Below are 20,857 nucleotides of genomic sequence, written 5' to 3'. Positions count from 1 at the left end.
ATCAACCTTTGGCGACGTCGCGCATCGCCGCCCTGCTGCCACGATCGACCTCGCGCAGCAGCTTGTACACCTCACGCTTCCTGGTGTGAAATGCGGCCATGTCGGGCGCGGTCGGTTCGCTCTTGCGCCCGAGCGCCGACATCTTGGCCATGGTCTCGCCGATCGAGGCATAAGCGCCGCCGGCGACTGCGCCAAGCATCGCGGCCCCCAGGAGCACAGGCTCCCGGGTTTGCGGCAACGCGACGGTGAGGCCGGTGGTATCAGCCATGATCTGGCGCACCAACGGGCTGCGACTGGCGCCGCCGCCCATGATCATGATGCCGGCATGAACGCCATGCGCGGCAAAGGCTTCGATCACCTCGGCGAGTCCATAAGCGAGCCCGCACAGGCCTGCAACGAACAATCGCTCCATTGAACCGATATCGGTGTCGAGACCGAGACCGGCGATCACCGCGCGCGTGTCGGGATCGGCGTAAGGCGAGCGGTTGCCGATAAATTCGGGGAGCACATGGACGTCGCGGGCGAGCAGTGCCGCGCGGCTGGCATCGCCGGCGCGCGAGATGATGCGGCGCTCGAGGAATTCGATGAGGTCGATGCCCTCGCTACGCGCCGCCGCGCTCGCCTCGGCCTGGCCCGGATGCGATTTGAGCAGATGGTCGATGGCCGCGCCCGCGGCCGATTGGCCGCCCTCGTTGAGCCAAAAGTTGGGCACCATGCCGGAATAATAGGGACCCCAGACGCCCGGCACGAAGCACGGATCCTTCGTCGTCGCCATGATGCAGGCCGACGTTCCCATGATGTAGGCCAAGCGATCGGTGACGTCAGTCATTCCGCCCGGTCCATCGCGGCCCCCAATCGCACCGATCCCGCCGGCATGGGCATCGATCAGGGAAGCGCCGACCGGAATGCCCGCTGCCAGGCCCAGATCGGCGGCAGCCGCGCCGGTGAGGCCGTCGCCGACCGGCGTGCCGGGGGCGACGATCTCGGTGCCGATGCGGGCGTATTTCTCGCTGACGAAATCGGAGAGGCCGATGCGCTTGAAGAACGGCGCGCTCCAGCCGCCGCCGTCATGGGCGAGATAGTTCCATTTGCAGGTGACGGTGCAGGTCGAGCGTTGGAGCGATCCGGTCGCGCGCCAGGTCAGATAGTCTGCCAGATCGAAGAAATGCCCGGCGGCATCAAAGCTCGCGCGCAGATGACGCTTGAGCCACAACAGCTTCGGCATCTCCATCTCGGGCGAGATCGAACCGCCCACATAGCGCAGCACATCGTCGGCCGTCTCATTGATCAGCCGGGCCTCGGCGATGGCGCGATGGTCCATCCAGACGATGACGTTGCGCTGCCTGTCGCCGGAGGCGCTGACCGTGACCGGCTCCCCCGCGCGATCAAGCACCACCAGGGAACAGGTCGCGTCGAAACCGATGCCGCCGACACTGTCGGGCGCGATCGCCGCCTCCGCCATCGCCGCCCGCACAGATTTGACACAGGCCTCCCAGATGTCCTGAGAGGACTGCTCGACGATGTCGCCGGCATCATGCCAGATCCGAATCGGATGCTTGGCGGTCGCAAGGAGCGTTCCTGCCTCGTCAAATACCCCTGCCCGCGTGCTAGTGGTCCCTACATCGACGCCGATATACGCTCGCGGCATTGTCACTCCCGGTCGCTTCCGTCAGTTTTGACGGCAAGCCTACCAGCAAGTGTAGCCGCCATCCACCAGCACGATGCTGCCAGTCATCAGGCTCGCGGCCTCGGATGCCAGAAACAGGACAACCGAGGCGATTTCCTCGACCTGTCCCATCCGCGCCATCGGAGTTCCACCGATCCAGGCGTCGTACATCTTCGGGGTGCTTTTCACGAAAGCGTTGAGCGGCGTGTCAATGTAGGTCGGCGCCACCGCGTTGACGCGGATGCCGCGCGCGCCCCATTCGGCGGCCAGCGACTTGGTCAGATGGTGCACACCGGCCTTGGAGGCATTGTAGAAGCACTGCTCCTGCGGCTTGTTGACTATGAAGCCGGACATCGAGCCGACATTGACGATCGCGCCGCTCTTGGCCTTGAGCATGTGCTTGCCGAACTCACGGCAGCACCAGAAAGTGCCGTTGAGGTTGACGTCAATGACGTTGAGCCAGTGCTCGTCGGTCACCGTCTCAGCCGGCGTTTCGCTACGCGCAATGCCGGCATTGTTAACGAGGATGTCGACCTTGCCGTGCCGGGCGACGAGATCGTTCGCCACCTCCGCCACCCGCTTGGTATCGGTGACGTCCATGATCGCGGTCTCGATATCATAACCCTTCGCCTTCAGGCTGGCCTTGGCGTCTCCGGCGACCTTGTTGTCGCGGTCGCCGATGATCACCTTGGCGCCGGCCTCGGCCAGCGCTTCCGCGCAGGCGAGTCCGATGCCCTGCCCGCCGCCGGTGATGAACGCGGTCTTGCCGCTCAGCTTGAATTTCTCCAGGTACATGGTCGTCTTCCCGTTTCTTGTTAGTTCCTGATCGCGTTGCCGCTCGCGTCGAAGCGGTGGATGCGGGCGGGGTCCGGGACCAGCGACACCCGGTCGCCGGCGTGCAGGCTCAATTCGCCGATGTAGCGCGCGGTCAACATCCCCAGCGGCCCCGCATCGACATAAAGAAAGGTATCGCTGCCGAGGTGCTCGGCCACCGCGATCGTGCCCTGCCAGCCGCCACCACCCTCGCGCTCGATCTTGAGATGCTCCGGACGCACGCCGATGGTGGCTGCGCCCTGCTGCGCGGCGATGTCGCCGGCGACGAAATTCATCTTGGGCGAGCCGATGAAGCCGGCGACGAAGAGATTAGCGGGCCGCTCATAGAGCTCCAGCGGCGAGCCATATTGCTCGATCTTGCCGGCGTTGAGCACGACGATCTTGTCGGCCATGGTCATCGCCTCGACTTGGTCGTGCGTCACGTAGATCGCGGTGGTGCCGAGCTGCTTCTGGAGCCGCGTCACCTCGATGCGCATCTGCACGCGCAGCGCGGCATCAAGATTGGACAGCGGCTCGTCGAACAGGAACCCCTTGGGCTCTCGGACGATGGCACGGCCGATCGCGACGCGCTGGCGCTGGCCGCCGGAGAGCTCGCGCGGCTTGCGGTCGAGATAGGGCGTCAGGTTCAGCGTCGCGGCGGCCGCCTCGACCTTGCGGTTGATCTCGTCCTTCGGCAGGCCTGCCATCTTCAGGCCGAAGCCGATATTGCCGCGCACGCTCATATGCGGATAGAGCGCGTATGACTGGAACACCATCGAAAGCCCGCGCTTGGCAGGCGGCGTGTCGACGACGTTTTTTCCGTCGATCAAAATGCTGCCGCCGGTGACATCTTCGAGGCCCGCAATCAGCCGCAGCAGCGTGGTCTTGCCGCAGCCGGAGGGGCCGACGAAGACAACGAAAGAGCCGTCGGCGATGTCGAGATCGGCACCCTTGATGATGTGCACGGGGCCGAAGGATTTCTGCACGCCCTGAAGTGTGATCTGACCCATGATCCGGCAGCCCCTTTATTTCACCGCGCCGAAGGTGAGCCCGCGCACGAGCTGCTTCTGGCTGAACCAACCGAGGACGAGAATGGGCGCGATCGCCAGCGTCGAGGCCGCCGACAGCTTTGCCCAGAACAGTCCTTCCGGACTGGAATAGGATGCGATGAATGTGGTGAGCGGCGCAGCGTTCGAGGTCGAGAGATTGAGCGTCCAGAACGCCTCGTTCCAGGCCAGGATCAGATTGAGCAGCATGGTCGACGCAAGACCCGGGATCGCCATCGGCGTCAGGACATAGACGAGCTCGCGGCCGATCGTAGCGCCGTCCATGCGCGCGGCTTCCAGGATGTCGCGCGGAATCTCCTTGAAATAGGTGAATAGCATCCAGATCACGATCGGCAGATTGCCAAGGCAGAGGATGAAGATGAGGCCGATGCGGGAATCGAGCAGACCAAAAGTCTTGTAGATCAGGTAGATCGGCACCAGCACGCCGACCGGCGGCATCATCTTGGTCGACAGCATCCAGAGCAGGATGTCCTTGGTGCGCTTGGTCGGCGAGAATGCCATCGACCAGGCTGCGGGGATCGCGATCAGGAGCGCAATCAGCGTCGAGCCGCCGGCGATGATGATCGAGTTCAACGCGTGATGGAAATAATCGCTGCGCTCCTGCACCGTCGCGTAGTTCTCGGTGGTCCAGTGGAAGAACAGGAAGGACGGCGGAATCGCAAAAGCCTCGAGCTCGGTCTTGAAGCTCGCCAGCACCATCCACAGGATCGGGAAGAAGATCAGGAAGCCGAAGAACCAAGCCCCGATCGTCGAGACCACCACCCGCTGCGTTGTTGACTTGCGCGCCATGATTTCAGGCTTCCAGGTTGCGGCCGACGATGCGGACCAGGAAGAACGCGACGATATTGGCGATGACCACCGCGACGAGGCCGCCCGCCGACGCACTGCCGACGTCGAACTGGATCAGCGCCTGCGAATAGATCAGGAAGGCGATATTGGTGGTTTGCAGGCCCGGTCCGCCGCCGGTGGTCACGAAGATTTCGGCGAAGACCGTCAGCAGGAAAATGGTCTCGATCAGGATCACCACGGTGATCGGGCGAGCCAGATGCGGCAGCGTAATGTAGATGAAAGCCGAGATGGCGCTGGCACCATCCATCTCTGCCGCTTCCTTCTGCTCTTCGTCGAGCGATTGCAGGGCGGTCAGTAGGATCAGCGTCGCGAACGGCAGCCATTGCCAGGCCACGATCAGGATCACCGAGAACAGCGGCACGTCGTTGAACCAGTCGATTGGCGTCATCCCGACCAGCTTGGCGAGCCAGGCAAACAGGCCCGATACCGGGTGCATCAGCAGGTTCTTCCAGACCAGCGCGCTCACCGTCGGCATCACGAAGAACGGTGCGATCACCATCAGGCGCACGAAGTTGCGGCCGACCACGGGCTGGTCGAGCAACAGCGCCAGGGGGATGCCGAGCACGATCGTCAGCGCCAGCACCGAGCCGACCAGCACCAGCGTATTCTGCAACGAGGCGAGAAAGGCGGGATCGGTCAGGAAGTAGCGGAAATTCTCGAGGCCGACGAACGCTTCCGAACCCGGATCGAGCAGGCTGTAATGCAGCGTCGAGAAATAGAGTGTCAGCGCGAGCGGGACGATCATCCAGATGAAGAGCAGCCCGACCGCTGGCGTCAGGAGTGCGCGCGCAAGAAACTGCGTCTGCCGGGTTGCCATCCTCGGACTCTCCTTCAAAGCGTTTTCAAGCGAAGTGGGGACCGGTTCGCGGAAAGAAAACGCGTCAAAACGAAACCTCGGGAAGAAGGCGGCCATCCATCGCGCAAGGAGTGGATGGCCGCAAGTTTGAGCTCAGGGAGAGCTCGGGTTCACTTGATGTAGCCGGCGCGCTTCATCTCGCGCTCGGTGGCGGATTGCGCCGCAGCCAGCGCCGCATCGACCGTCATCGATCCCGCAAGCGCGGCCGAGAACTGCTGCCCGACTTGCGTGCCGATGCCCTGGAATTCGGGAATCGCGGCATATTGCACGCCGACATAAGGCACCGGCTTCACGGTCGGCTTGTTCGGGTCGGCTGCGTCGATCGAGGCCAGCGTCATCTTGGCGAAGGGCGCCGCCTTCAGATAGTCAGGGTTCTGGTAGAGCGAGGTGCGCGTACCCGGCGGCACGTTGGCCCAGCCCTCTTTCGAGGCCACGAGCTTGGTGTAGTCCTTGCTCGTCGCCCAGGCGATGAACTTCTCGGCAGCATCGGACTTCTTTGAGCCTGCGGGAATCGCGAGACTCCAGGCCCACAGCCAGTTGGCGTTCTTGCCAAGGCCAGTGTTGGGCGCGAGCGCAAAGCCGACCTTGTCCGCAACCTTCGAGTCCTTCGGGTTGGTGACGAAGGACGCCGCCACCGTCGCGTCGATCCACATCGCGCATTTGCCGGCGTTGAACAGCGCAAGGTTCTCATTGAAGCCGTTCGAGCTCGCACCGGGAGGGCCGGCCTCCTTCATCAGATTGACGTAGTTCGTAAGCGTGGTCTTCCATTCCGGCGTATTGAACTGCGGCTCCCACTTCTCGTCGAACCAGCGCGCGCCGTATGAATTGGCCATCGCCGAGAGGAACGCCATGTTCTCGCCCCAGCCGGCCTTGCCGCGCAGGCAGATGCCGTAGACGCCGCCGTTCTTGTCGGTGAGCTTCTTGGCGGCATCGATGACGAAATCCCAGGTCGGCTTTTCCGGCATCTTCAGGCCGGCCTTGTCGAACAGATCGGTGCGGTACATCACCATCGAACTCTCGCCGTAGAATGGCGCGGCATAGAGCTTGCCGTCCACGGAGACCGCGTCCCTGATCTTCGGCAGGAGGTCGGCGACGTCGTAATCGGCGCCGAGATTGGTGAGGGGCACCAGCCAGCCCTTCTTGGCCCAGATCGGAACCTCGTAGGTACCGATGGTCAGCACGTCGAACTGGCCGCCCTTGGTGGCGATATCGGTGGTGACGCGCTGGCGCAGCACGTTCTCTTCCAGCGTCACCCATTTCACTGTGATGTCGGGGTTGGCCTTGGTGAATTCGCCGGTCAGCCCTTGCATGCGGATCATGTCGCCATTGTTGACGGTGGCGATCGTCAGGGTCGTTTCAGCCATCGCGGGGACGGCAAGCAGTACGGCCGCGCCGCAGGCGGCGCCCAGAAATCGTTTCACGGTGTCCTCCCTCAACTCGCGTTTTGAGCATATGCCCACGCGTTGAGCGTATGTTCGGATGCGATGCCGCTGTTGTCAAGCAGGCGCACGGGCGTTTCAGCAACTTATGAGTGCTGCGGTGCGGGAGGTGGCGCCCCTCCCCCTACGTGGTCATGCCCCGCGAAGGCGGGGCATCCAGTACGCCGTGTCGTGAATTGGTTTGCCCAAGAGAGGTCGCGGCGTACTTGATCGCCCGCGCCAGCGCAGGCAGTGGCGTCAGGAAACCCTACCGCTCCAGAATCGCCCTTGCGGTGGCCTCGTCCGTGATCAGGCCGTTGATCAGGCGCCCGTTCAGCGCCGCTGCGATCGCGGACACCTTGGCCGCACCGACCGCCGCTCCGATGGTCGTGGTCTTCGCCGGCACCTCCGGCGGAATGCTGGTGAGGCGCTTGTTGGTGCCGGCCTTGAGCAGACGGCCCTTGGAATCATAGGCCCAGCCGGTGATCTCGCCGATCGCGCCCTGCCGCATCATCTCGAACAATTCGTCACGCGTGACGAAGCCATCGACATGGACCTGGGCCCTCTGGTCCATCTGGCCGATGCCGACGAGACGCAGGTCCGCCTTGGCGGCGACCGCCTTCACCTTCGCGATCGGCTCGATCCGAACCATCTTGTTGCGCTCGTCCTCCGAGGACATCAGGAACGGCAGCGGCATCGGATAGTGCCGTGCGCCGGTGCGGTCGGCGAGCCGGCCGACGGTGTCGTAGAAGCTCGCCGAGCCGTCGGCGGAGATGTTGCCGACCAGCGAAACGATCTGGTGGTTGGGCCGGTCGATCGGGGTGACGCGCTCGACCGCGGCGCGCACCGCCCGCCCCGTGCCGAGCGCGACGATCACGGGCGTCTCCGAGCGCAGCGTCGCATCGAGCAGATTCGCGCACCGCTCGGCAATGCCGGCGTTGGACTGTGGCACGGCCGAATCGGTGGGCACGACCTCGCAATGGCCGAGATCAAAGCGCTCCTTCAGCCGCGCCGCCAGCTCCATGCAGGCTGCGATCGGATGTTCGAGCCGGAACGTAATCAGCCGCTCGGCGAGACACAGCGACACCAGCCGCTGCGCCGAGGCGCGCGACACCTGGAGCATCTTTGCGATCTCGTCCTGGGTGTGGCCGGCAATGAAATAGAGCCAGCCGGCGCGCGCGGCGTCGTCGAGCCTGGATTTTTCGTTCTCGGCGGCCATGCGGCCTCACGCCCCCCAGAAATCGCTCATCTGCGCAAAGACCCGATCGGCCCCTGCGGCGGACAATATAGCGCGACCATCGCGCGCGCGATAATGGCTACCGCCGACAAATCCCCAGACCATCATCCCGGCCGCCTTGGCGGCCTGCACACCGCTGACACTGTCCTCGATCACCAGCGTGCGCGATGGGCTGACCTGCATCCTCCCGGCGGCATGGAGAAACAGATCCGGCGCCGGCTTGCCAAGCTTGACCATCTGCGCGGTGTAGAGCCGATCTCCAAAATGCGGCGCAAGCCCGGTGACATCAAGCGACAGCGAGACGCGATCGAGGTCGCTCGACGATGCGACGCAGCATGGCGCTTTCAATCCGGACAGCACGGTGCCGACACCGGCGATCGGCTGCAGTGCCCCGGCAAACGCCTCGAGCACGCGGGCCTTCAGACGCGGAAGAAAGTCGTCCGGTAAAGCCTGCCCGAGATCGCGGTAATGCTGCTCGATCGCCTTGGTGCTGCGTCCGAGGAAGAGCTCGAGCGCCTGCTCCGCACTGAGCTGAACGCCGAATTCCGCCAACACCTCGGACAGGCAGCGACAGCTGAGCAGCTCGCTGTCGACGAGCACGCCGTCGCAATCGAAGATGATCAGATCGGGTTTCGGCCGGTCCAGGTCCATCCGGTCATTCGATCATATACCCAGGTTATGGGCAATAGTTCACCGGGGGGAACGCGATACTGCCGGGTTCCTGCTGGTTCAATGGGCCACCTGCCGGTAGATCGCCGGCAGCGCGGCGGGCAGCCGGCGGATGTTGCCGACGATGGCATAGCCGCCGCGGCCGAACAGCGTCGGGAAATAGGATTGGGCGGTGGCGTCGACCGTCACGCCGAACACGGCGATACCGAGCCGCCGCGCCTCCTGCACGGATTTGCGCGTGTCTTCCACCGCGAAACGCCCCTCATAGTGATCGACATCGTTCGGCTTGCCGTCGGTGAGAACGAGCAGCAGCTTCTTGCGCTGCGGCTGGCGGGCGAGCTCGGCCGAGGCATGGCGGACCGCGGCACCGATCCTGGTGTAGTAGCCAGGCTTGAGCGCGCCGATCCGTCGCTCCACCTCCCCGCTCATCGGCTCGCCGAAAGCCTTGACGGTTTCGAGCCGCACCCAGGCGCGGCGGCGCGAGGTGAAAGTCTGGATGCTGTGATGATCGCCGCAGGCCGACAGCCCGTGGGCGAGCGCGAGCAGCGCGTCCTTCTCGACGTCGAGCACGCGATAACCGTCAACCCACGCATCCGTCGAGAGCGAGACGTCAACGAGTAGTGTGACGGCAAGATCGTGTCCTTGCGGCCGCATCATCACGTGGACGCGTTCAAGCGCGCCGCTGCCGGCGCGGAGATCGCACCGAGCCCGGACCAGCGCATCGAGGTCGAGGTCGTGACCATCGGCCTGGGCACGCATCAGTTCATGGCGCGGCCGCAAGACTTCGAAGCGGCGCCGGACCTGGCGGATGTGCCGGCGCATGCTCTCGTCCGGCACCCAGGTCTCACCAAGCTCGGACGCAGCGCCGGCGAGCACGCGGCAATGATCCGGCAGATAGGACCGGCTGCGATAATCCCATTCGGGATAAGTCACGTCCGCGTTCAAACGCGAGGCATCGAGGGCTTCCGGCGGCAGGTCGAGGTCGAATTTCAGCCGGGTTGCCGGCTTGCCGCTGCGACGTCCGAGCCTGATCTCCTCGAGATCATCGGCCGCCTTCTGCGCGTCCTCGTCCTCGTTGTCGTCGGCCGGACGGTCGACATTGACCATCTCAGCCATGGCGAGGATCTTTTCGAAGCGGTTCAGCACGAAGGGATCGCGGCTGATAGCAGGATCGTCGCGTTCGCGGACGGCAAAACGCTTGCGTTCGTCCGGCTGGGTCGCTGCGTTGCTGCCGACAGCCTCATCATCGTGGGTTCTGCCCGGCGCAAGTTCGCGCGTCCAGCAATCACCCCACAACGGGCACGGCAGGATGGCGCGATATCCCGGCGGCGCCTTTTCCGGCAGCGGAACCGTGCCCATCATGGCCGGCCAAAGCTTTCCTGCCGGCGGCACGTCGGCGCCAAGCAGAGCGAGCACGATCTGCTCCATGTCCTGTTCGATGCGCGACAACGGGCGGTGCGGCCGCGCCATCGCGGTGGCCGCCGCCAGCCGGGCATAATCTTCGGCGAGGCCCGGACACTCCGTCAGCACCAGGACCGCGGTCTCGCTGGTCCGGCGCAGCATCAACAGATCGCGCCGCAGCGGATCGACTTCCACGATCGCATCAGTGGGCACAAACGCGAACCACGCCGCGAGCCAGCGATACAGCGCAGCGTTCAGCGCGCGGTCGGCAAAGATCGCAATGCTGTCGGGCAGGAAGATCGTCGCGGCATCGCGGCCCGGTTGCTCCAGCCGCTCGTCGCCGAGCCCGATGCGCTGGCGCCAGCCCAGCCGATGCCCCGCCCGGCGGGCGCTGGCGCTCGCGATCTGAACGCACGTCTCACCGCCGAACGCGCGGAACATGATCGCGATCCGGCTGCGCACCTCCGCCAGCGACACCGCATGATCGGGATAAACCGGATAGCTCGCGGTGCCGCCAACCAGGCGATGCCAGGCGCGGCCAACGGTTTCTTCAAGCTCGAGGAAATCGAGCATCACATCACCTTCATGAGATCACGGCGCGCGCGACGTCGAGCAGCGCCGCCTTGACGTCGGCGTCATCGGTCAGCGGCTCGATCATGCCGGCCAGCACGGCCTCGGCGATCGACACTCCGGCCGCAATCAGTGTCGCGCAGTAGACGAGGAGGCGGGTCGAGACGCCCTCCTCCAGATCATGGCCCTTGAGGGCGCGCAGACGACCGGCCAGCACGACCAATGGCCGCACATAGTCCGGGGCGAGCCCGCTCTCGGCTGCCACCACAGCGATCTCCTGCTCTGGCGGGAGGAAGCCGAACTCTATCGCGACGAAGCGTTGCCGCGTCGACGGCTTCAGCGCCTTCAACAGCGTCTGGTAGCCGGGATTGTAGGAAACCACGAGCATGAAACTGCCGGGAGCAGCGAGCTCCTCGCCGGTGCGTTCCAGCGGCAGGATACGGCGATCATCGGTGAGCGGATGCAGCACCACGGTGACGTCCTTGCGCGCCTCCACGACCTCGTCGAGATAGCAGAGGCCACCTTCCCGCACCGCGCGCGTCAGTGGACCGTCAGTCCACACCGTGTCTCCTCCCCTGAGCAGATAGCGGCCGGTGAGATCGGCGGCGGTGAGATCGTCGTGGCAGGCGACGGTGTGGAGCGGCAGCCCCAGCTTCGCCGCCATATGGGCGACGAAGCGCGTCTTGCCGCAGCCGGTCGGCCCTTTCAGCAGGACCGGCAAACGGTGCCGCCACGCATGCTCGAACAGCGCGCATTCGTTGCCGCTAGGGACGTAGGCCGGTAGCGCGGGCGCGGAGGCCGGCACGGCGTGAAGTGCTGCTATCATGGTCCTTCTCCGAAAATCGTTCTGAACGGGCGGCCGCGATCTTCGCGGCCGCCATTTTCGCCTATTCGGCGGGTTGCAGTGCGCCCGGAATGGTCGCCGTCCTTGCGCGGCCGGGCACCAGCACCGCCCAGACGAACATCAGCGCGGAGATCGCGACGAACGCGCCGGAGCCGAGCCGGATCCAGTAGAAGAATGCGAGCTGGTCCTGCACGTCCATGTAGCTCTGGCCGAGCACACGCTGGAGATGGACCTGGACCACGCCGGCAAAGGTCAGCGCGAAGGTCATCACCATCATGGCGGTGCACATGATCCAGAAGCTGGTCATGGACAGCCACTGGTTATAGGGCGCACGTCCCTTGATCTGCGGGATTGCGTAGGCCATCACCGAGAGGTTCAGCATGACATAGGCGCCGAAGAAGGCGAGATGCCCATGCGCAGCCGTCACCTGCGTACCGTGCGTATAGTAGTTCACCGATGACAAAGTGTGCAGGAAGCCCCACACGCCGGCGCCAAGAAACGCCATGACGGAGCAGCCGACCGACCACAACAGCGCAGCGCGGTTCGGATGCTTGCGGCCGGCCTTCCAGGTCATCTGCACCGTGAAGATCACCATGGTGAAGAATGGCGCGACTTCGAGCGTCGAGAACAGCGAGCCGATCCACTGCCAATAGCCAGGCGCGCCGATCCAGTAAAAATGATGGCCGGTGCCGAGGATGCCTGAGAACAGCGCAAGGCCGATGATGACGTAGAGCCACTTCTCCACGACCTCACGATCGATGCCGTTGAGCTTGATCATCAGATAGGCGAGCACGGAGGCCATGATCAGCTCCCACACGCCCTCGACCCAGAGATGGACGACGTACCACCAGTACATCTTGTCGACGGCGAGATTGGCCGGGTTGTAGAAGGCGAACAGGAAGAAGATCGCAACGCCCCACAGGCCGAACAGCAGGATGTTGGTCACCGTGGTCTTGCGGCCCCTGAGCGCCGTCATGGTGACGTTGAACAGGAACATCAGGCAGACCACGACGATGCCGACCTTGATGATGAAGGGCTGCTCGAGGAATTCGCGGCCCTCATGGTAATGAAAGAGATAGCCGACGACGGCGACGCCTGCGGCGCCAAAGAACATCCAGAACTGGATTTTTGCCAGCAGTGGGCTGAACAGCTCGTTCTCGGTTTCCTCGGGTAGCAGATAATAGGTCGCGCCCATGAAACCGATCAGCGACCATACGATCAGCGCATTGGTGTGGATCATCCTGACGATGTTGAACGGCAGCAGCACCGACAGCGTGTTGGGCAGGACGTAAATGGTTCCGGCGAGCAGGCCGAAAGCGACCTGGGCCAGAAACAGGGTCAGCGCGCCGTAGAAATACAGCATCGCGACTTTCTGGGTTTGATATTTCATCTCGGGTTCTCTCTGTCTGGAACGGAGGAATGGGAGGGCCGCTCAGCCGGCCTTGTTCGGCGGCCAGTCCTGGCGCTTGATCGTGCTGACCCATTGCAGGAAGTCGGCGAGATCGTTGAGTTCCTGGTCGGTCAGGTTGAATTGCGGCATCTGCCGCCGGCCCTCGGCGCCCGAGGGCTGCGATTGCATCCAGGCCTTCAGCGTTTCGCGCGCACCGTCCGGATCCTCCTTGCCGCCCCAGCGATCCCAGACATTGCCGACTTCAGGGGCGAAATAGGCGCCTTCGCCCAGCAACGTGTGGCAGTTGATGCAGGAGTTTCGCTCCCAGACATGCTTGCCGCGCGCGACCGAGGCGGTGAGCGTGGGTGCATCGGTCGATTTGGTGACCATGTAGTAATGGCTGTGCGCGGTCAGCCCGATGAAGATTGCGAAGAAGAAGGCCGAGCCGCCGTAGAAGACGTTTCGAGCCGCCGACTTGGTCAGGCGTTCAGCCATTGCCAGTCCTTTCCGTGTGGATTTTGTCGTGAGGAAGCAGTGATGATGTATCTTGCCTGATGGCGCGGACCGGTCTTTGTCGGGGCGCAATGAGCGCTTGCGTTGACCGCGTCAGATCAATGTGACGATCGCCGAGGCGAGCCAGGCGAACAGCACGAGGGTGGCGATCCAGGCGCCGACGAGCCCACGCCAGAGCGCTGGCGCGGCGCGCAGATCGAGGAAATCGAGCGCGATTCGGCGGCCCTTGATGGCGGCAAGGATCAGGACCAACGCATTGGCGAGCAGCGGCCGCGGCAAGAGCGGTGGCAACAGCAGGGTCGCGAGCGCGAGGCCGATCAGCACGATCCACGCGGTGTCGATGCGATCTGGCATCGTCATCGCACCAGATAAAGGATTGGGAACATGACGATCCAGACCAGATCGACCATGTGCCAGAACGCGGCTCCGGTCTCGACACCTAGCGTCTCGGCGCGGCGGCAGACGACGGCGAGAATGACGATGCCGAGGCCGACATGCAGGAGATGGAAGCCGGTCAGGAGGAAGTAGAGCGTGAAGAAGGTGCTGGTCTCAAGGCCAATGCCGCGACCGATCTCTCCGGCATACTCCGCGAGCTTGATCGCGATGAAGCAGCCGCCGAGCGCGATGGCGACCAGGAGCCAGCGCCGCGTCGTCCGCTCGTCACAGGTGCGCGCCGATTTCGTCGCCCGCGCCGCGGCCCAGCCGCTGGTCACCAGCACGATCGTGTTGAGGCCGGCGAGTTTCGAGTTGAGCGCCGGCTGCCCCGCCGCGAATATTGCCGGATGAATCGCGCGCGCGACCACGAAGGCGCCGAGAAACAGGCCGAAGGCAGCAAGCTCACTGAAAATCAGCACCCAGATCATGGGATCGCCGGGGAGATCTTCGAGGATTCCCCAGCCGCTTCCCGGTTGTTCGCACTCCGCCGCCGACATCTGCTGTTCCGGATCAGGACACCGGCAAGGCTTAGCTTACCGATCCAGCTCGGAATTTGTCGCAGGACAAACTGGGAGACGCCGGAGCGCAGTAGCGAATACTTCAGCGTTCCACGGAGTGGCGAGCAAGAATGAGCGAAGCACAATTAGGGCTGATGACCGCGACCCCGATCATCATCATCTTCGCGATCGCGCTGAGGAAGATGGGCGTGCTCTCGACCGTGGCCACGATCTCGGCCGTAAGCCTCTCGGTTGCCATCGCGACAGTGCTGTTCACGACGCAGTAGCGCTGCCGTGGGGTAGGCAAAGCAGACCGTGCCCGCCGTCTCTCTCGATCATGCAAAGATGTTGCGCACGAAGCGATGCGCGCCTTTTGCCCACTTAGAACAGAACAAAGGCGCCGATCAGCAATCCCGCTGCGAAAGGACATGAGGCCCAGAGTGCAGACGGAAACGATGCGTACGAGGATGCGAAGTCGCACCTCATACTCGTCGTCGGTCATCTCGTGGATATGAGCCGCCACTGGTGCTGCCCTGCCCGTGCGCTGTCCGGCACCTCTGGAACTATAGCGCAAATCATGGTCAAGGCGAGGCATCGGCCTCGGTCGTGAGCCGATGCCAATGCCGTGATCGCAATTGAAGAAAATCGTGCCGCAGGAAGGCGGCGGCCGAGCCGCCCTCCGCGGGTGATTTATTTCCTATCGACGCTGGTTATAGACGTCGATGCAGACGGCTCCGAGCAGCACCAGGCCCTTGATAACCTGCTGGTAATCGATGCCGATGCCGAGGATGGACATGCCGTTGTTCATCACGCCCATGATCATGGCGCCAACCACGGCACCGCCGACGCGGCCGACGCCGCCATAGGCCGAAGCGCCGCCAATGAAGCAAGCGGCGATCACGTCGAGCTCGAAGCCGAGGCCGGCTTTCGGGGTCGCAGTATTGAGGCGCGCCGCGAACACGAGACCGGCAAGCGCGGCGAGCACGCCCATATTGACGAAGGTAAAGAAAGTCAGCCGCTCGGTCTTGATGCCCGACAGGCCTGCCGCCTTGGCGTTGCCGCCGACGGCATAGATCTGGCGGCCAATCACGGTGCGGCGGGTGACGAAGCCATAGAGTGCGATCAGGACGCTCATGATCACAAGCACGTTGGGCAGGCCGCGATAGGTCGCGATCAGGTAGGTGAAGTACAACACGGCGCAGGCAAGCACGACGCTCTTGCCGAGGAAGAATGCGTAGGGTTCAACCTCGATGCCATGCGACACCTCGCGCGCGCGGCTCTTGGCGCTGGCGTAGACCAACCCCAGCGCCAGCAACGCGCCGATCAGCATCGATGTCGGATGCAGCGTACCCGCTTCAGGCAGTAATTCCGGAATGAAACCTGACGACAGCTTCTGGAAGGTCGACGGGAACGGCCCGAGCGACTGGCCCTGCAGCACGGCAAGCGCAAGGCCCTTGAACACCAGCATGCCCGCCAGGGTCACAATGAAGGACGGGATCTTGAAATAGGCGACCCAATAGCCCTGCGCCGCACCGATCGCCGCGCCGACAACAAGACAGACAAGGAAGGCCAGCGTGTAGTCGACCTTGTAGGTCACCATCAGAAGCGCGGCGACCGCACCGACGAAGCCCGCGACCGAACCGACCGACAAGTCGATGTGCCCGGTGACGATCACCAGCAGCATGCCCAGCGCCATGATGACGATGTAGCTGTTCTGCAGCACGAGGTTGGTCAGGTTGAGCGGCTGCAGCAGCGTGCCGCTGGTCATGACCTGGAAGAACAGCATGATCGCGACCAGCGACATCAGCATGCCGTAGTTCCGCAAATTGTTCTTGATGAAGCTGCCGTGCCGGCGCTCCTCGGGCAGCGACACCGTCTTGTCGGTCATGGCTGCAATCCTCCCATCTCCGCGACCTTGGCCGCGCCGTTTCCGTTGCTTCGTTCGTTGCGCATGATAGCGCGCATGATGTTTTCTTGTGTCGCCTCGGCGCCCGGGAACTCACCGACGAAGGCGCCGTCGTTCATGACGCAGATGCGGTCGCAGATGCCGAGCAGCTCGGGCATTTCCGAGGAGATTACCACGACGCCGCGGCCGGCCTCCGCCAGTTCGTTAATAATACAGTAAATCTCGTATTTGGCACCGACGTCGATGCCCCTTGTCGGCTCGTCCAGGATCAGGACCTTGGGGTCAGTCATGAGCCATTTCGACAATACGACTTTCTGCTGATTCCCGCCGGAAAGCTGGCCGGTCTCCTGGTAGACGTCGGAGCAACGGATCCGCATCCGGTTGCGGTAGTCGCTGGCGACCTTCAGCTCGGCGATGTCGTCGATCACCCGCCCCGGCGCGACCTGGTCAAGGCTTGCCAATGTAATGTTCTTGCGGACGTCGTCGGCCAGGATCAGGCCAAGCTGCTTGCGGTCCTCGGTGACATAGGCAAGGCCGGCGTCGATCGCGGCGGCGACGCTCGGCAGCACGATCTCATGGCCCTCGAGGGCAATGCGGCCGCTGATATTGGTACCCCAGGAGCGGCCGAACAGGCTCATGGCGAACTCGGTCCGGCCGGCCCCCATCAGCCCGGCGATGCCGACGACCTCACCGCGCTTGACGCCGAAATTGACGTTCTTGATCACCTGCCGGTCGGGATGAATGGGGTGATAGACCGACCAGTTCGAGACCTCGAGCACGGGCTCGCCGATCTTCGCGTTGCGCTCGGGAAAACGATGGGCGAGATCACGGTTGACCATGCTCCGGATGATGCGGTCTTCCTGAATCGGCTCTGCGCGACAGTCGATACTGTCGACGGTACGTCCGTCGCGCAGCACGGTGATGTGGTCGGCGACGCGGGCGACCTCATTGAGCTTGTGCGAGATCAGGATTGAGCCAATGCCCTGCTCGCGGAACTTCATCAGGCGTTCGAGCAGTGCGGCGCTATCGGCCTCGTTCAGGCTCGCGGTCGGCTCGTCCAGGATCAGCATCCTGACGCGCTTGGACAGCGCCTTGGCAATCTCGACCAGCTGCTGCTTGCCGACGCCGAGATCGGTGATCAGGGTGTCAGGCGATTCCTTCAGGCCGACCTGGGCGAGCAGCTCGCGCGTGCGCCGGTACACCTCATCGCGATCGATCACGCCGAATTTCGACGGTGGATGCGAGAGAAAAATATTCTCCGCGATCGACATCAGCGGAATCAGCGCCAATTCCTGATGGATGATGATGATGCCGAGCGCCTCGGAATCGTTGATGTCACGGAACCGGCGCTCCTCGCCCTCGAAGACAATGGTGCCTTCGTAGCTGCCCGCCGGGTACACCCCGCTCAGCACCTTCATCAGGGTCGATTTGCCGGCGCCATTCTCGCCGACGAGGGCGTGGATCTGCCCGGCCTCGACCGAGAAATTGACGTCGCGCAGCGCCTGCACACCGGCAAAGCTCTTGCTGACGTTGCGCATCTCAAGCATTGCGGTCATCGCGTTGCGTCCCATTCGTTAGGTCCCTCTCCCCGCGAACGGGGAGAGGGAAACTCGAGTGTCTTACTGGAACTGCGACTTCTTGTAGTAGCCGCTGTCAATCAGGGTCTTCTCCCAATTGTCCTTATACACCACGACCGGCTTCAGCAGATAGGACGGCACGGTCTTGGCGCCGTTCTCGTAGGTCTTGGTGTCGTTCACCGTGACCTGCTTGCCGGCGAGCGCGGAGTCAACCATGTCGGCGGTCACCTTGGCGAGGTCGCGGGTGTCCTTGAAGATGGTCGAATACTGATCGCCGCGCAGCATCGCCTTGATCGAGGGAACCTCGGCGTCCTGGCCCGAGATGATCGGCATCGGCTGGTCGGCGCTGCCGTAGCCGACGCCCTTCAGCGATGAGATGATGCCGATCGAGAGGCCGTCATAGGGCGACAGCACGGCGTTCACCTTCTTGTTGCCGTAGTAGGCGCTGAGCAGGTTGTCCATGCGGGCCTGCGCCGTGGCGCCGTCCCAGCGCAACGTTGCGACCTTGTCCATGCCCATCTGGCCGGACTGGACGACGAGCTTCTTGCTGTCGATGAGGGGCTGAAGCACCGACATCGCGCCGTTGTAGAAGAAGAAGGCGTTGTTGTCGTCGGGCGAGCCGCCGAACAGTTCGATGTTGAACGGACCTGTCTTGCCGTCCTTCAGGCCGAGGCCCTTCACGATCGATTCCGCCTGGAGCACGCCGACTTGGAAGTTGTCGAAGGTCGCGTAGTAATCGACGTTCGGCGTACCGCGGATCAGGCGGTCATAGGCGATGACCGTAATGCCCTTGGCCTTGGCCTGCTTGAGCACGTCCGAGAGCGTGGTGCCGTCGATGGCGGCGATCACCAGCGCCTTGGCGCCCTTGGTCACCATGTTCTCGACCTGCGAGAGCTGGTTCGGAATGTCGTCCTCGGCGTATTGCAGGTCGGTGTTGTAGCCGCGCTCCTTCAGCACCTTCACCATGTTGTCGCCGTCTGCGATCCAGCGCGCGGAGGATTTCGTCGGCATGGCGATGCCGACGGTCGCCTTGTCCTGCGCGGAGGCGGTGAGGCCTGAGGCCAGAGTTGCGGCGCCGGCCAGCGCCATCGCCAGAAATGTCGTCTTCAACTTCAACATACTTCACTCCCTTTGGGTGTCAGACTGTTTGTTAGTGTCGTCCAGTACATCGGTAAAGGTCGGTTTCGGGTCTCCTATGCGAGCTTGACGTCGGGCTCCGCGCGACCGCGCACGGAGGCTTGTAACACAAAAGTGCAGCCGGCCTGTGGGTCGCCGGCGCGCGCCTCTGCATCCATGTCCTGCCAGGCCGAAGTGACGAGCAGGCGCGATAGATCAGGACCGACGAAAGCAGGGCAACTCGCCTGCTTGGCCGGCACATGCAGCGAGCGCAGGCGCTCGCCTTGCGGAGAATAGACATCGACCCGGCTGGCGCCCCAGCAGGCGTTCCAGATCTGCCCGTCGGCATCGCACACCGAGCCGTCGAGCCCGCCGACACCGGTGTGGCGCAGCAGCACTTCCGGCTCGCCACGCGGCAGGCCCGTGTCGGGATTGAGCGGCACAGCATAGAGCACGCCCCGCGCGGTGTCCGTGAAGTATCCCGTAGCGCCGTCCGGCGAGAAACAGATCGAGTTCGGGATGCTGATGCCCGGAAACAGCGTCGATATCTTGCCGCGGTGGAGTGCGTAGATCGCTCCCAGACCTCGCTCGGCCTTGCGTCCCATCGTCCCGATCCAGAACGTGCCGGATTGATGCACCCGGCAATCATTGGAGCGTGTCGCGGGATTGTCCGCCTCGAGCGGGCAGAACAATGTCATTGCGCCGTCGGCGCGTGTGCGGATGTAGCAGCCATCCTCCGCGACAACGAGCTGACGCTCGGCATCGATCCGCCCGAGCGCACTCGCCATCCGGCCCAGTGCATGGATTCGGATCGCGCCGCTGCCGAGATGCGCCTCGAAGAGCTTCCCCTCGCGAATGTCGAACCACCATGCGGTGTCGGTGGCCACGTCATAGGTCGGGCCTTCACCGAGATGACAGTGCTCCGTGGAGAGAACGGTCGTCGGCACCTCTTCCATCATGGCGCTCTCGCTGCGAAGCGATAAACGGTGTGATGTCTATAGACGCCGCCGGGATCGAGGCGCGGGCTCGGAAAATCCGGCCGGTTCGGCGAGTCGGGCCACATATGCGGTTCCAGACACAACGCGTCCGATTGCCGGATCAGCTTGCCGCCCTTGCCCGAGATCGTGCCGTCGAGATAGTTGCCGGAATAGACTTGCAGGCCGGGCTGGTTGGTGAACAGCTCCATGATCCGTCCCGAAAGCGGGGCTTCCAGCCGGGCCGCAAGCGCGAGCTTGCCGTCGCGCGCGAGGCAATAGGTGTGGTCGTAGCCCCTGCCGTTGCGCAATTGCAGATCGCCCTCGCGGATACGCGCGCCGACGGCGTGAGCCTCGCGGAAGTCGAACGGCGTGTCGGATACGCTGCGCGGCGGCCCCGGCAGCGGAATGGCGGAGGGGTCGATAGCGAGGAAGTGGTCGGCCTTGACCGTCAGCCTGTGATCGAGGGTGGACGCGCCCGAAGTCGCACCTTCCAGATTGAAGAAGCTGTGGTTCGTGAGGTTCACGATGGTCGACCGGTCGGTCCGTGCCTCCATGGTCAGCGACAGTTCGGTCGGGCCTGTGACGCGATAGGTCAGGCGCACATCGAGCTTGCCGGGGTAATTCTCCTCGCCATGCGGGCTCGTATAGGTCAGCGTGACCGCAGGGCTGGCGCCGTCGTCGATCTCGGCAATGCCCCAGAGCTTGCGGTCGAACCCGTCGAGGCCGCCATGCAGCGCGTTGGGGCCGTTGTTGACGGCAAGCTGGAAGGTCTCGCCGTCCAGCGAAAACCGGCCGTTGGCGATGCGGTTGGCGTAGCGGCCGACGGTGGCGCCGAAGAACTTCCGTTCGGCGAGATAGCCGGCAAAGCTGTCATGGCCGAGCACGACGTCGTCGGTGCCGCCTCTGGCATCCGGCGCGAACAGCGCCTGGATCACGGCGCCATGGGTGATGATGCGGACCTCAAACCCGCCCTCCCCGCGCAGCACGATACGCTCGACACTGCGTCCATCCGGCAGTGTTCCAAACACGTCCTTGGCTATTTTCGCAGCAGCCATG

At 63.7% G+C, this 20,857-nt stretch carries 20 protein-coding genes; 1 reads left to right on the top strand and 19 read right to left on the bottom strand.

Annotation, left to right across the window (positions count from 1 at the left end):
• Position 1: 1 nt before the first annotated feature.
• The 14 genes from Q0687_RS34555 to Q0687_RS34490 form a co-directional block, all read right to left on the bottom strand.
• The gene (locus Q0687_RS34555; RefSeq protein ID WP_298887165.1) at positions 2 to 1,648 is read right to left on the bottom strand and encodes an FGGY-family carbohydrate kinase; all 1,647 of its coding nucleotides are present in this window, start codon (positions 1,646 to 1,648) and stop codon (positions 2 to 4) included.
• Positions 1,649 to 1,687: 39 nt separating this feature from the next.
• A complete protein-coding gene (locus Q0687_RS34550; protein WP_298887163.1) occupies positions 1,688 to 2,461 on the bottom strand; it encodes an SDR family oxidoreductase in 774 nt (257 codons plus the stop codon).
• 20 nt (positions 2,462 to 2,481) lie between these two features.
• Positions 2,482 to 3,489 carry an ABC transporter ATP-binding protein gene (locus Q0687_RS34545; protein ID WP_298887161.1) on the bottom strand — a complete coding sequence of 336 codons (1,008 nt, stop codon included), beginning with the start codon at positions 3,487 to 3,489 and terminating at the stop codon, positions 2,482 to 2,484.
• 15 nt (positions 3,490 to 3,504) lie between these two features.
• Positions 3,505 to 4,335, bottom strand: a complete 831-nt coding sequence (locus Q0687_RS34540; protein ID WP_298887159.1) for a carbohydrate ABC transporter permease — start codon at positions 4,333 to 4,335, stop codon at positions 3,505 to 3,507.
• A 4-nt stretch (positions 4,336 to 4,339) separates the two neighbouring features.
• Positions 4,340 to 5,212: a sugar ABC transporter permease gene (locus Q0687_RS34535; protein WP_298887156.1), complete on the bottom strand. Its 873-nt coding sequence runs from the start codon at positions 5,210 to 5,212 to the stop codon at positions 4,340 to 4,342.
• A gap of 149 nt (positions 5,213 to 5,361) precedes the next feature.
• Positions 5,362 to 6,615, bottom strand: coding sequence for a sugar ABC transporter substrate-binding protein (locus tag Q0687_RS34530; protein WP_298887454.1), 1,254 nt, complete (start codon positions 6,613 to 6,615; stop codon positions 5,362 to 5,364).
• Between the two features lie 322 nt (positions 6,616 to 6,937).
• Positions 6,938 to 7,888 carry a sugar-binding domain-containing protein gene (locus Q0687_RS34525; RefSeq protein ID WP_298887154.1) on the bottom strand — a complete coding sequence of 317 codons (951 nt, stop codon included), beginning with the start codon at positions 7,886 to 7,888 and terminating at the stop codon, positions 6,938 to 6,940.
• Between the two features lie 6 nt (positions 7,889 to 7,894).
• A complete protein-coding gene (locus Q0687_RS34520) occupies positions 7,895 to 8,557 on the bottom strand; it encodes an HAD family hydrolase (protein WP_298887152.1) in 663 nt (220 codons plus the stop codon).
• A 78-nt stretch (positions 8,558 to 8,635) separates the two neighbouring features.
• Entirely contained in the window at positions 8,636 to 10,549 is a 1,914-nt protein-coding gene (locus tag Q0687_RS34515; RefSeq protein ID WP_298887149.1) for a VWA domain-containing protein, read from the bottom strand.
• 10 nt (positions 10,550 to 10,559) lie between these two features.
• Entirely contained in the window at positions 10,560 to 11,372 is an 813-nt protein-coding gene (locus tag Q0687_RS34510; protein WP_298887147.1) for a CbbQ/NirQ/NorQ/GpvN family protein, read from the bottom strand.
• 61 nt (positions 11,373 to 11,433) lie between these two features.
• Positions 11,434 to 12,780 (bottom strand): cbb3-type cytochrome c oxidase subunit I, encoded by a 1,347-nt coding sequence (locus Q0687_RS34505; RefSeq protein ID WP_298887145.1) that lies wholly within the window; start codon positions 12,778 to 12,780, stop codon positions 11,434 to 11,436.
• Positions 12,781 to 12,822: 42 nt separating this feature from the next.
• The gene (locus Q0687_RS34500; protein ID WP_298887143.1) at positions 12,823 to 13,275 is read right to left on the bottom strand and encodes a cytochrome c; all 453 of its coding nucleotides are present in this window, start codon (positions 13,273 to 13,275) and stop codon (positions 12,823 to 12,825) included.
• A 111-nt stretch (positions 13,276 to 13,386) separates the two neighbouring features.
• Complete coding sequence (locus tag Q0687_RS34495) at positions 13,387 to 13,647, bottom strand: cytochrome C oxidase subunit IV family protein (RefSeq protein WP_298887140.1); 261 nt, start codon at positions 13,645 to 13,647, stop codon at positions 13,387 to 13,389.
• A gap of 2 nt (positions 13,648 to 13,649) precedes the next feature.
• Positions 13,650 to 14,225, bottom strand: coding sequence for a cytochrome c oxidase subunit 3 family protein (locus tag Q0687_RS34490; protein ID WP_298887137.1), 576 nt, complete (start codon positions 14,223 to 14,225; stop codon positions 13,650 to 13,652).
• 131 nt (positions 14,226 to 14,356) lie between these two features.
• Between Q0687_RS34490 and Q0687_RS34485 the strand changes: the two genes are divergently transcribed.
• Positions 14,357 to 14,512: a hypothetical protein gene (locus Q0687_RS34485; RefSeq protein WP_298887134.1), complete on the top strand. Its 156-nt coding sequence runs from the start codon at positions 14,357 to 14,359 to the stop codon at positions 14,510 to 14,512.
• A gap of 410 nt (positions 14,513 to 14,922) precedes the next feature.
• Here Q0687_RS34485 and mmsB read toward each other — a convergent pair whose 3' ends face one another.
• From mmsB to Q0687_RS34460, 5 genes are all read right to left on the bottom strand, one after another.
• On the bottom strand, positions 14,923 to 16,113 hold the full coding sequence (mmsB, locus tag Q0687_RS34480) for a multiple monosaccharide ABC transporter permease (protein WP_298887132.1): 1,191 nt from the start codon (positions 16,111 to 16,113) through the stop codon (positions 14,923 to 14,925).
• The gene (gene mmsA, locus Q0687_RS34475; RefSeq protein WP_298887129.1) at positions 16,110 to 17,687 is read right to left on the bottom strand and encodes a multiple monosaccharide ABC transporter ATP-binding protein; all 1,578 of its coding nucleotides are present in this window, start codon (positions 17,685 to 17,687) and stop codon (positions 16,110 to 16,112) included. Before mmsA ends, mmsB begins: the two co-directional genes overlap by 4 nt.
• A gap of 63 nt (positions 17,688 to 17,750) precedes the next feature.
• Complete coding sequence (gene chvE, locus Q0687_RS34470; RefSeq protein ID WP_298887126.1) at positions 17,751 to 18,827, bottom strand: multiple monosaccharide ABC transporter substrate-binding protein; 1,077 nt, start codon at positions 18,825 to 18,827, stop codon at positions 17,751 to 17,753.
• A 74-nt stretch (positions 18,828 to 18,901) separates the two neighbouring features.
• Positions 18,902 to 19,780 (bottom strand): SMP-30/gluconolactonase/LRE family protein, encoded by an 879-nt coding sequence (locus tag Q0687_RS34465; protein ID WP_298887451.1) that lies wholly within the window; start codon positions 19,778 to 19,780, stop codon positions 18,902 to 18,904.
• Positions 19,780 to 20,856 (bottom strand): aldose epimerase family protein, encoded by a 1,077-nt coding sequence (locus Q0687_RS34460; protein WP_298887123.1) that lies wholly within the window; start codon positions 20,854 to 20,856, stop codon positions 19,780 to 19,782. Before Q0687_RS34460 ends, Q0687_RS34465 begins: the two co-directional genes overlap by 1 nt.
• Between the last annotated feature and the right edge of the window lies 1 nt (position 20,857).

It is taken from the genome of uncultured Bradyrhizobium sp. (assembly GCF_936928535.1).
GTDB lineage: Bacteria > Pseudomonadota > Alphaproteobacteria > Rhizobiales > Xanthobacteraceae > Bradyrhizobium.
This window is presented reverse-complemented; position numbering and strand designations above follow the sequence as displayed.

Bases quoted from the DNA above. Each gene is read 5' to 3' on its own strand.
- Q0687_RS34555 (WP_298887165.1), bottom strand. From the start codon at position 1,648: ATGCCGCGAGCGTATATCGGCGTCGATGTAGGGACCACTAGCACGCGG.
- Q0687_RS34550 (WP_298887163.1), bottom strand. From the start codon at position 2,461: ATGTACCTGGAGAAATTCAAGCTGAGCGGCAAGACCGCGTTCATCACC.
- Q0687_RS34545 (WP_298887161.1), bottom strand. From the start codon at position 3,489: ATGGGTCAGATCACACTTCAGGGCGTGCAGAAATCCTTCGGCCCCGTG.
- Q0687_RS34540 (WP_298887159.1), bottom strand. From the start codon at position 4,335: ATGGCGCGCAAGTCAACAACGCAGCGGGTGGTGGTCTCGACGATCGGG.
- Q0687_RS34535 (WP_298887156.1), bottom strand. From the start codon at position 5,212: ATGGCAACCCGGCAGACGCAGTTTCTTGCGCGCGCACTCCTGACGCCA.
- Q0687_RS34530 (WP_298887454.1), bottom strand. From the start codon at position 6,615: ATGGCTGAAACGACCCTGACGATCGCCACCGTCAACAATGGCGACATG.
- Q0687_RS34525 (WP_298887154.1), bottom strand. From the start codon at position 7,888: ATGGCCGCCGAGAACGAAAAATCCAGGCTCGACGACGCCGCGCGCGCC.
- Q0687_RS34520 (WP_298887152.1), bottom strand. From the start codon at position 8,557: ATGGACCTGGACCGGCCGAAACCCGATCTGATCATCTTCGATTGCGAC.
- Q0687_RS34515 (WP_298887149.1), bottom strand. From the start codon at position 10,549: ATGCTCGATTTCCTCGAGCTTGAAGAAACCGTTGGCCGCGCCTGGCAT.
- Q0687_RS34510 (WP_298887147.1), bottom strand. From the start codon at position 11,372: ATGATAGCAGCACTTCACGCCGTGCCGGCCTCCGCGCCCGCGCTACCG.
- Q0687_RS34505 (WP_298887145.1), bottom strand. From the start codon at position 12,780: ATGAAATATCAAACCCAGAAAGTCGCGATGCTGTATTTCTACGGCGCG.
- Q0687_RS34500 (WP_298887143.1), bottom strand. From the start codon at position 13,275: ATGGCTGAACGCCTGACCAAGTCGGCGGCTCGAAACGTCTTCTACGGC.
- Q0687_RS34495 (WP_298887140.1), bottom strand. From the start codon at position 13,647: ATGCCAGATCGCATCGACACCGCGTGGATCGTGCTGATCGGCCTCGCG.
- Q0687_RS34490 (WP_298887137.1), bottom strand. From the start codon at position 14,225: ATGTCGGCGGCGGAGTGCGAACAACCGGGAAGCGGCTGGGGAATCCTC.
- Q0687_RS34485 (WP_298887134.1), top strand. From the start codon at position 14,357: ATGAGCGAAGCACAATTAGGGCTGATGACCGCGACCCCGATCATCATC.
- mmsB (WP_298887132.1), bottom strand. From the start codon at position 16,113: ATGACCGACAAGACGGTGTCGCTGCCCGAGGAGCGCCGGCACGGCAGC.
- mmsA (WP_298887129.1), bottom strand. From the start codon at position 17,687: ATGACCGCAATGCTTGAGATGCGCAACGTCAGCAAGAGCTTTGCCGGT.
- chvE (WP_298887126.1), bottom strand. From the start codon at position 18,827: ATGTTGAAGTTGAAGACGACATTTCTGGCGATGGCGCTGGCCGGCGCC.
- Q0687_RS34465 (WP_298887451.1), bottom strand. From the start codon at position 19,780: ATGGAAGAGGTGCCGACGACCGTTCTCTCCACGGAGCACTGTCATCTC.
- Q0687_RS34460 (WP_298887123.1), bottom strand. From the start codon at position 20,856: ATGGCTGCTGCGAAAATAGCCAAGGACGTGTTTGGAACACTGCCGGAT.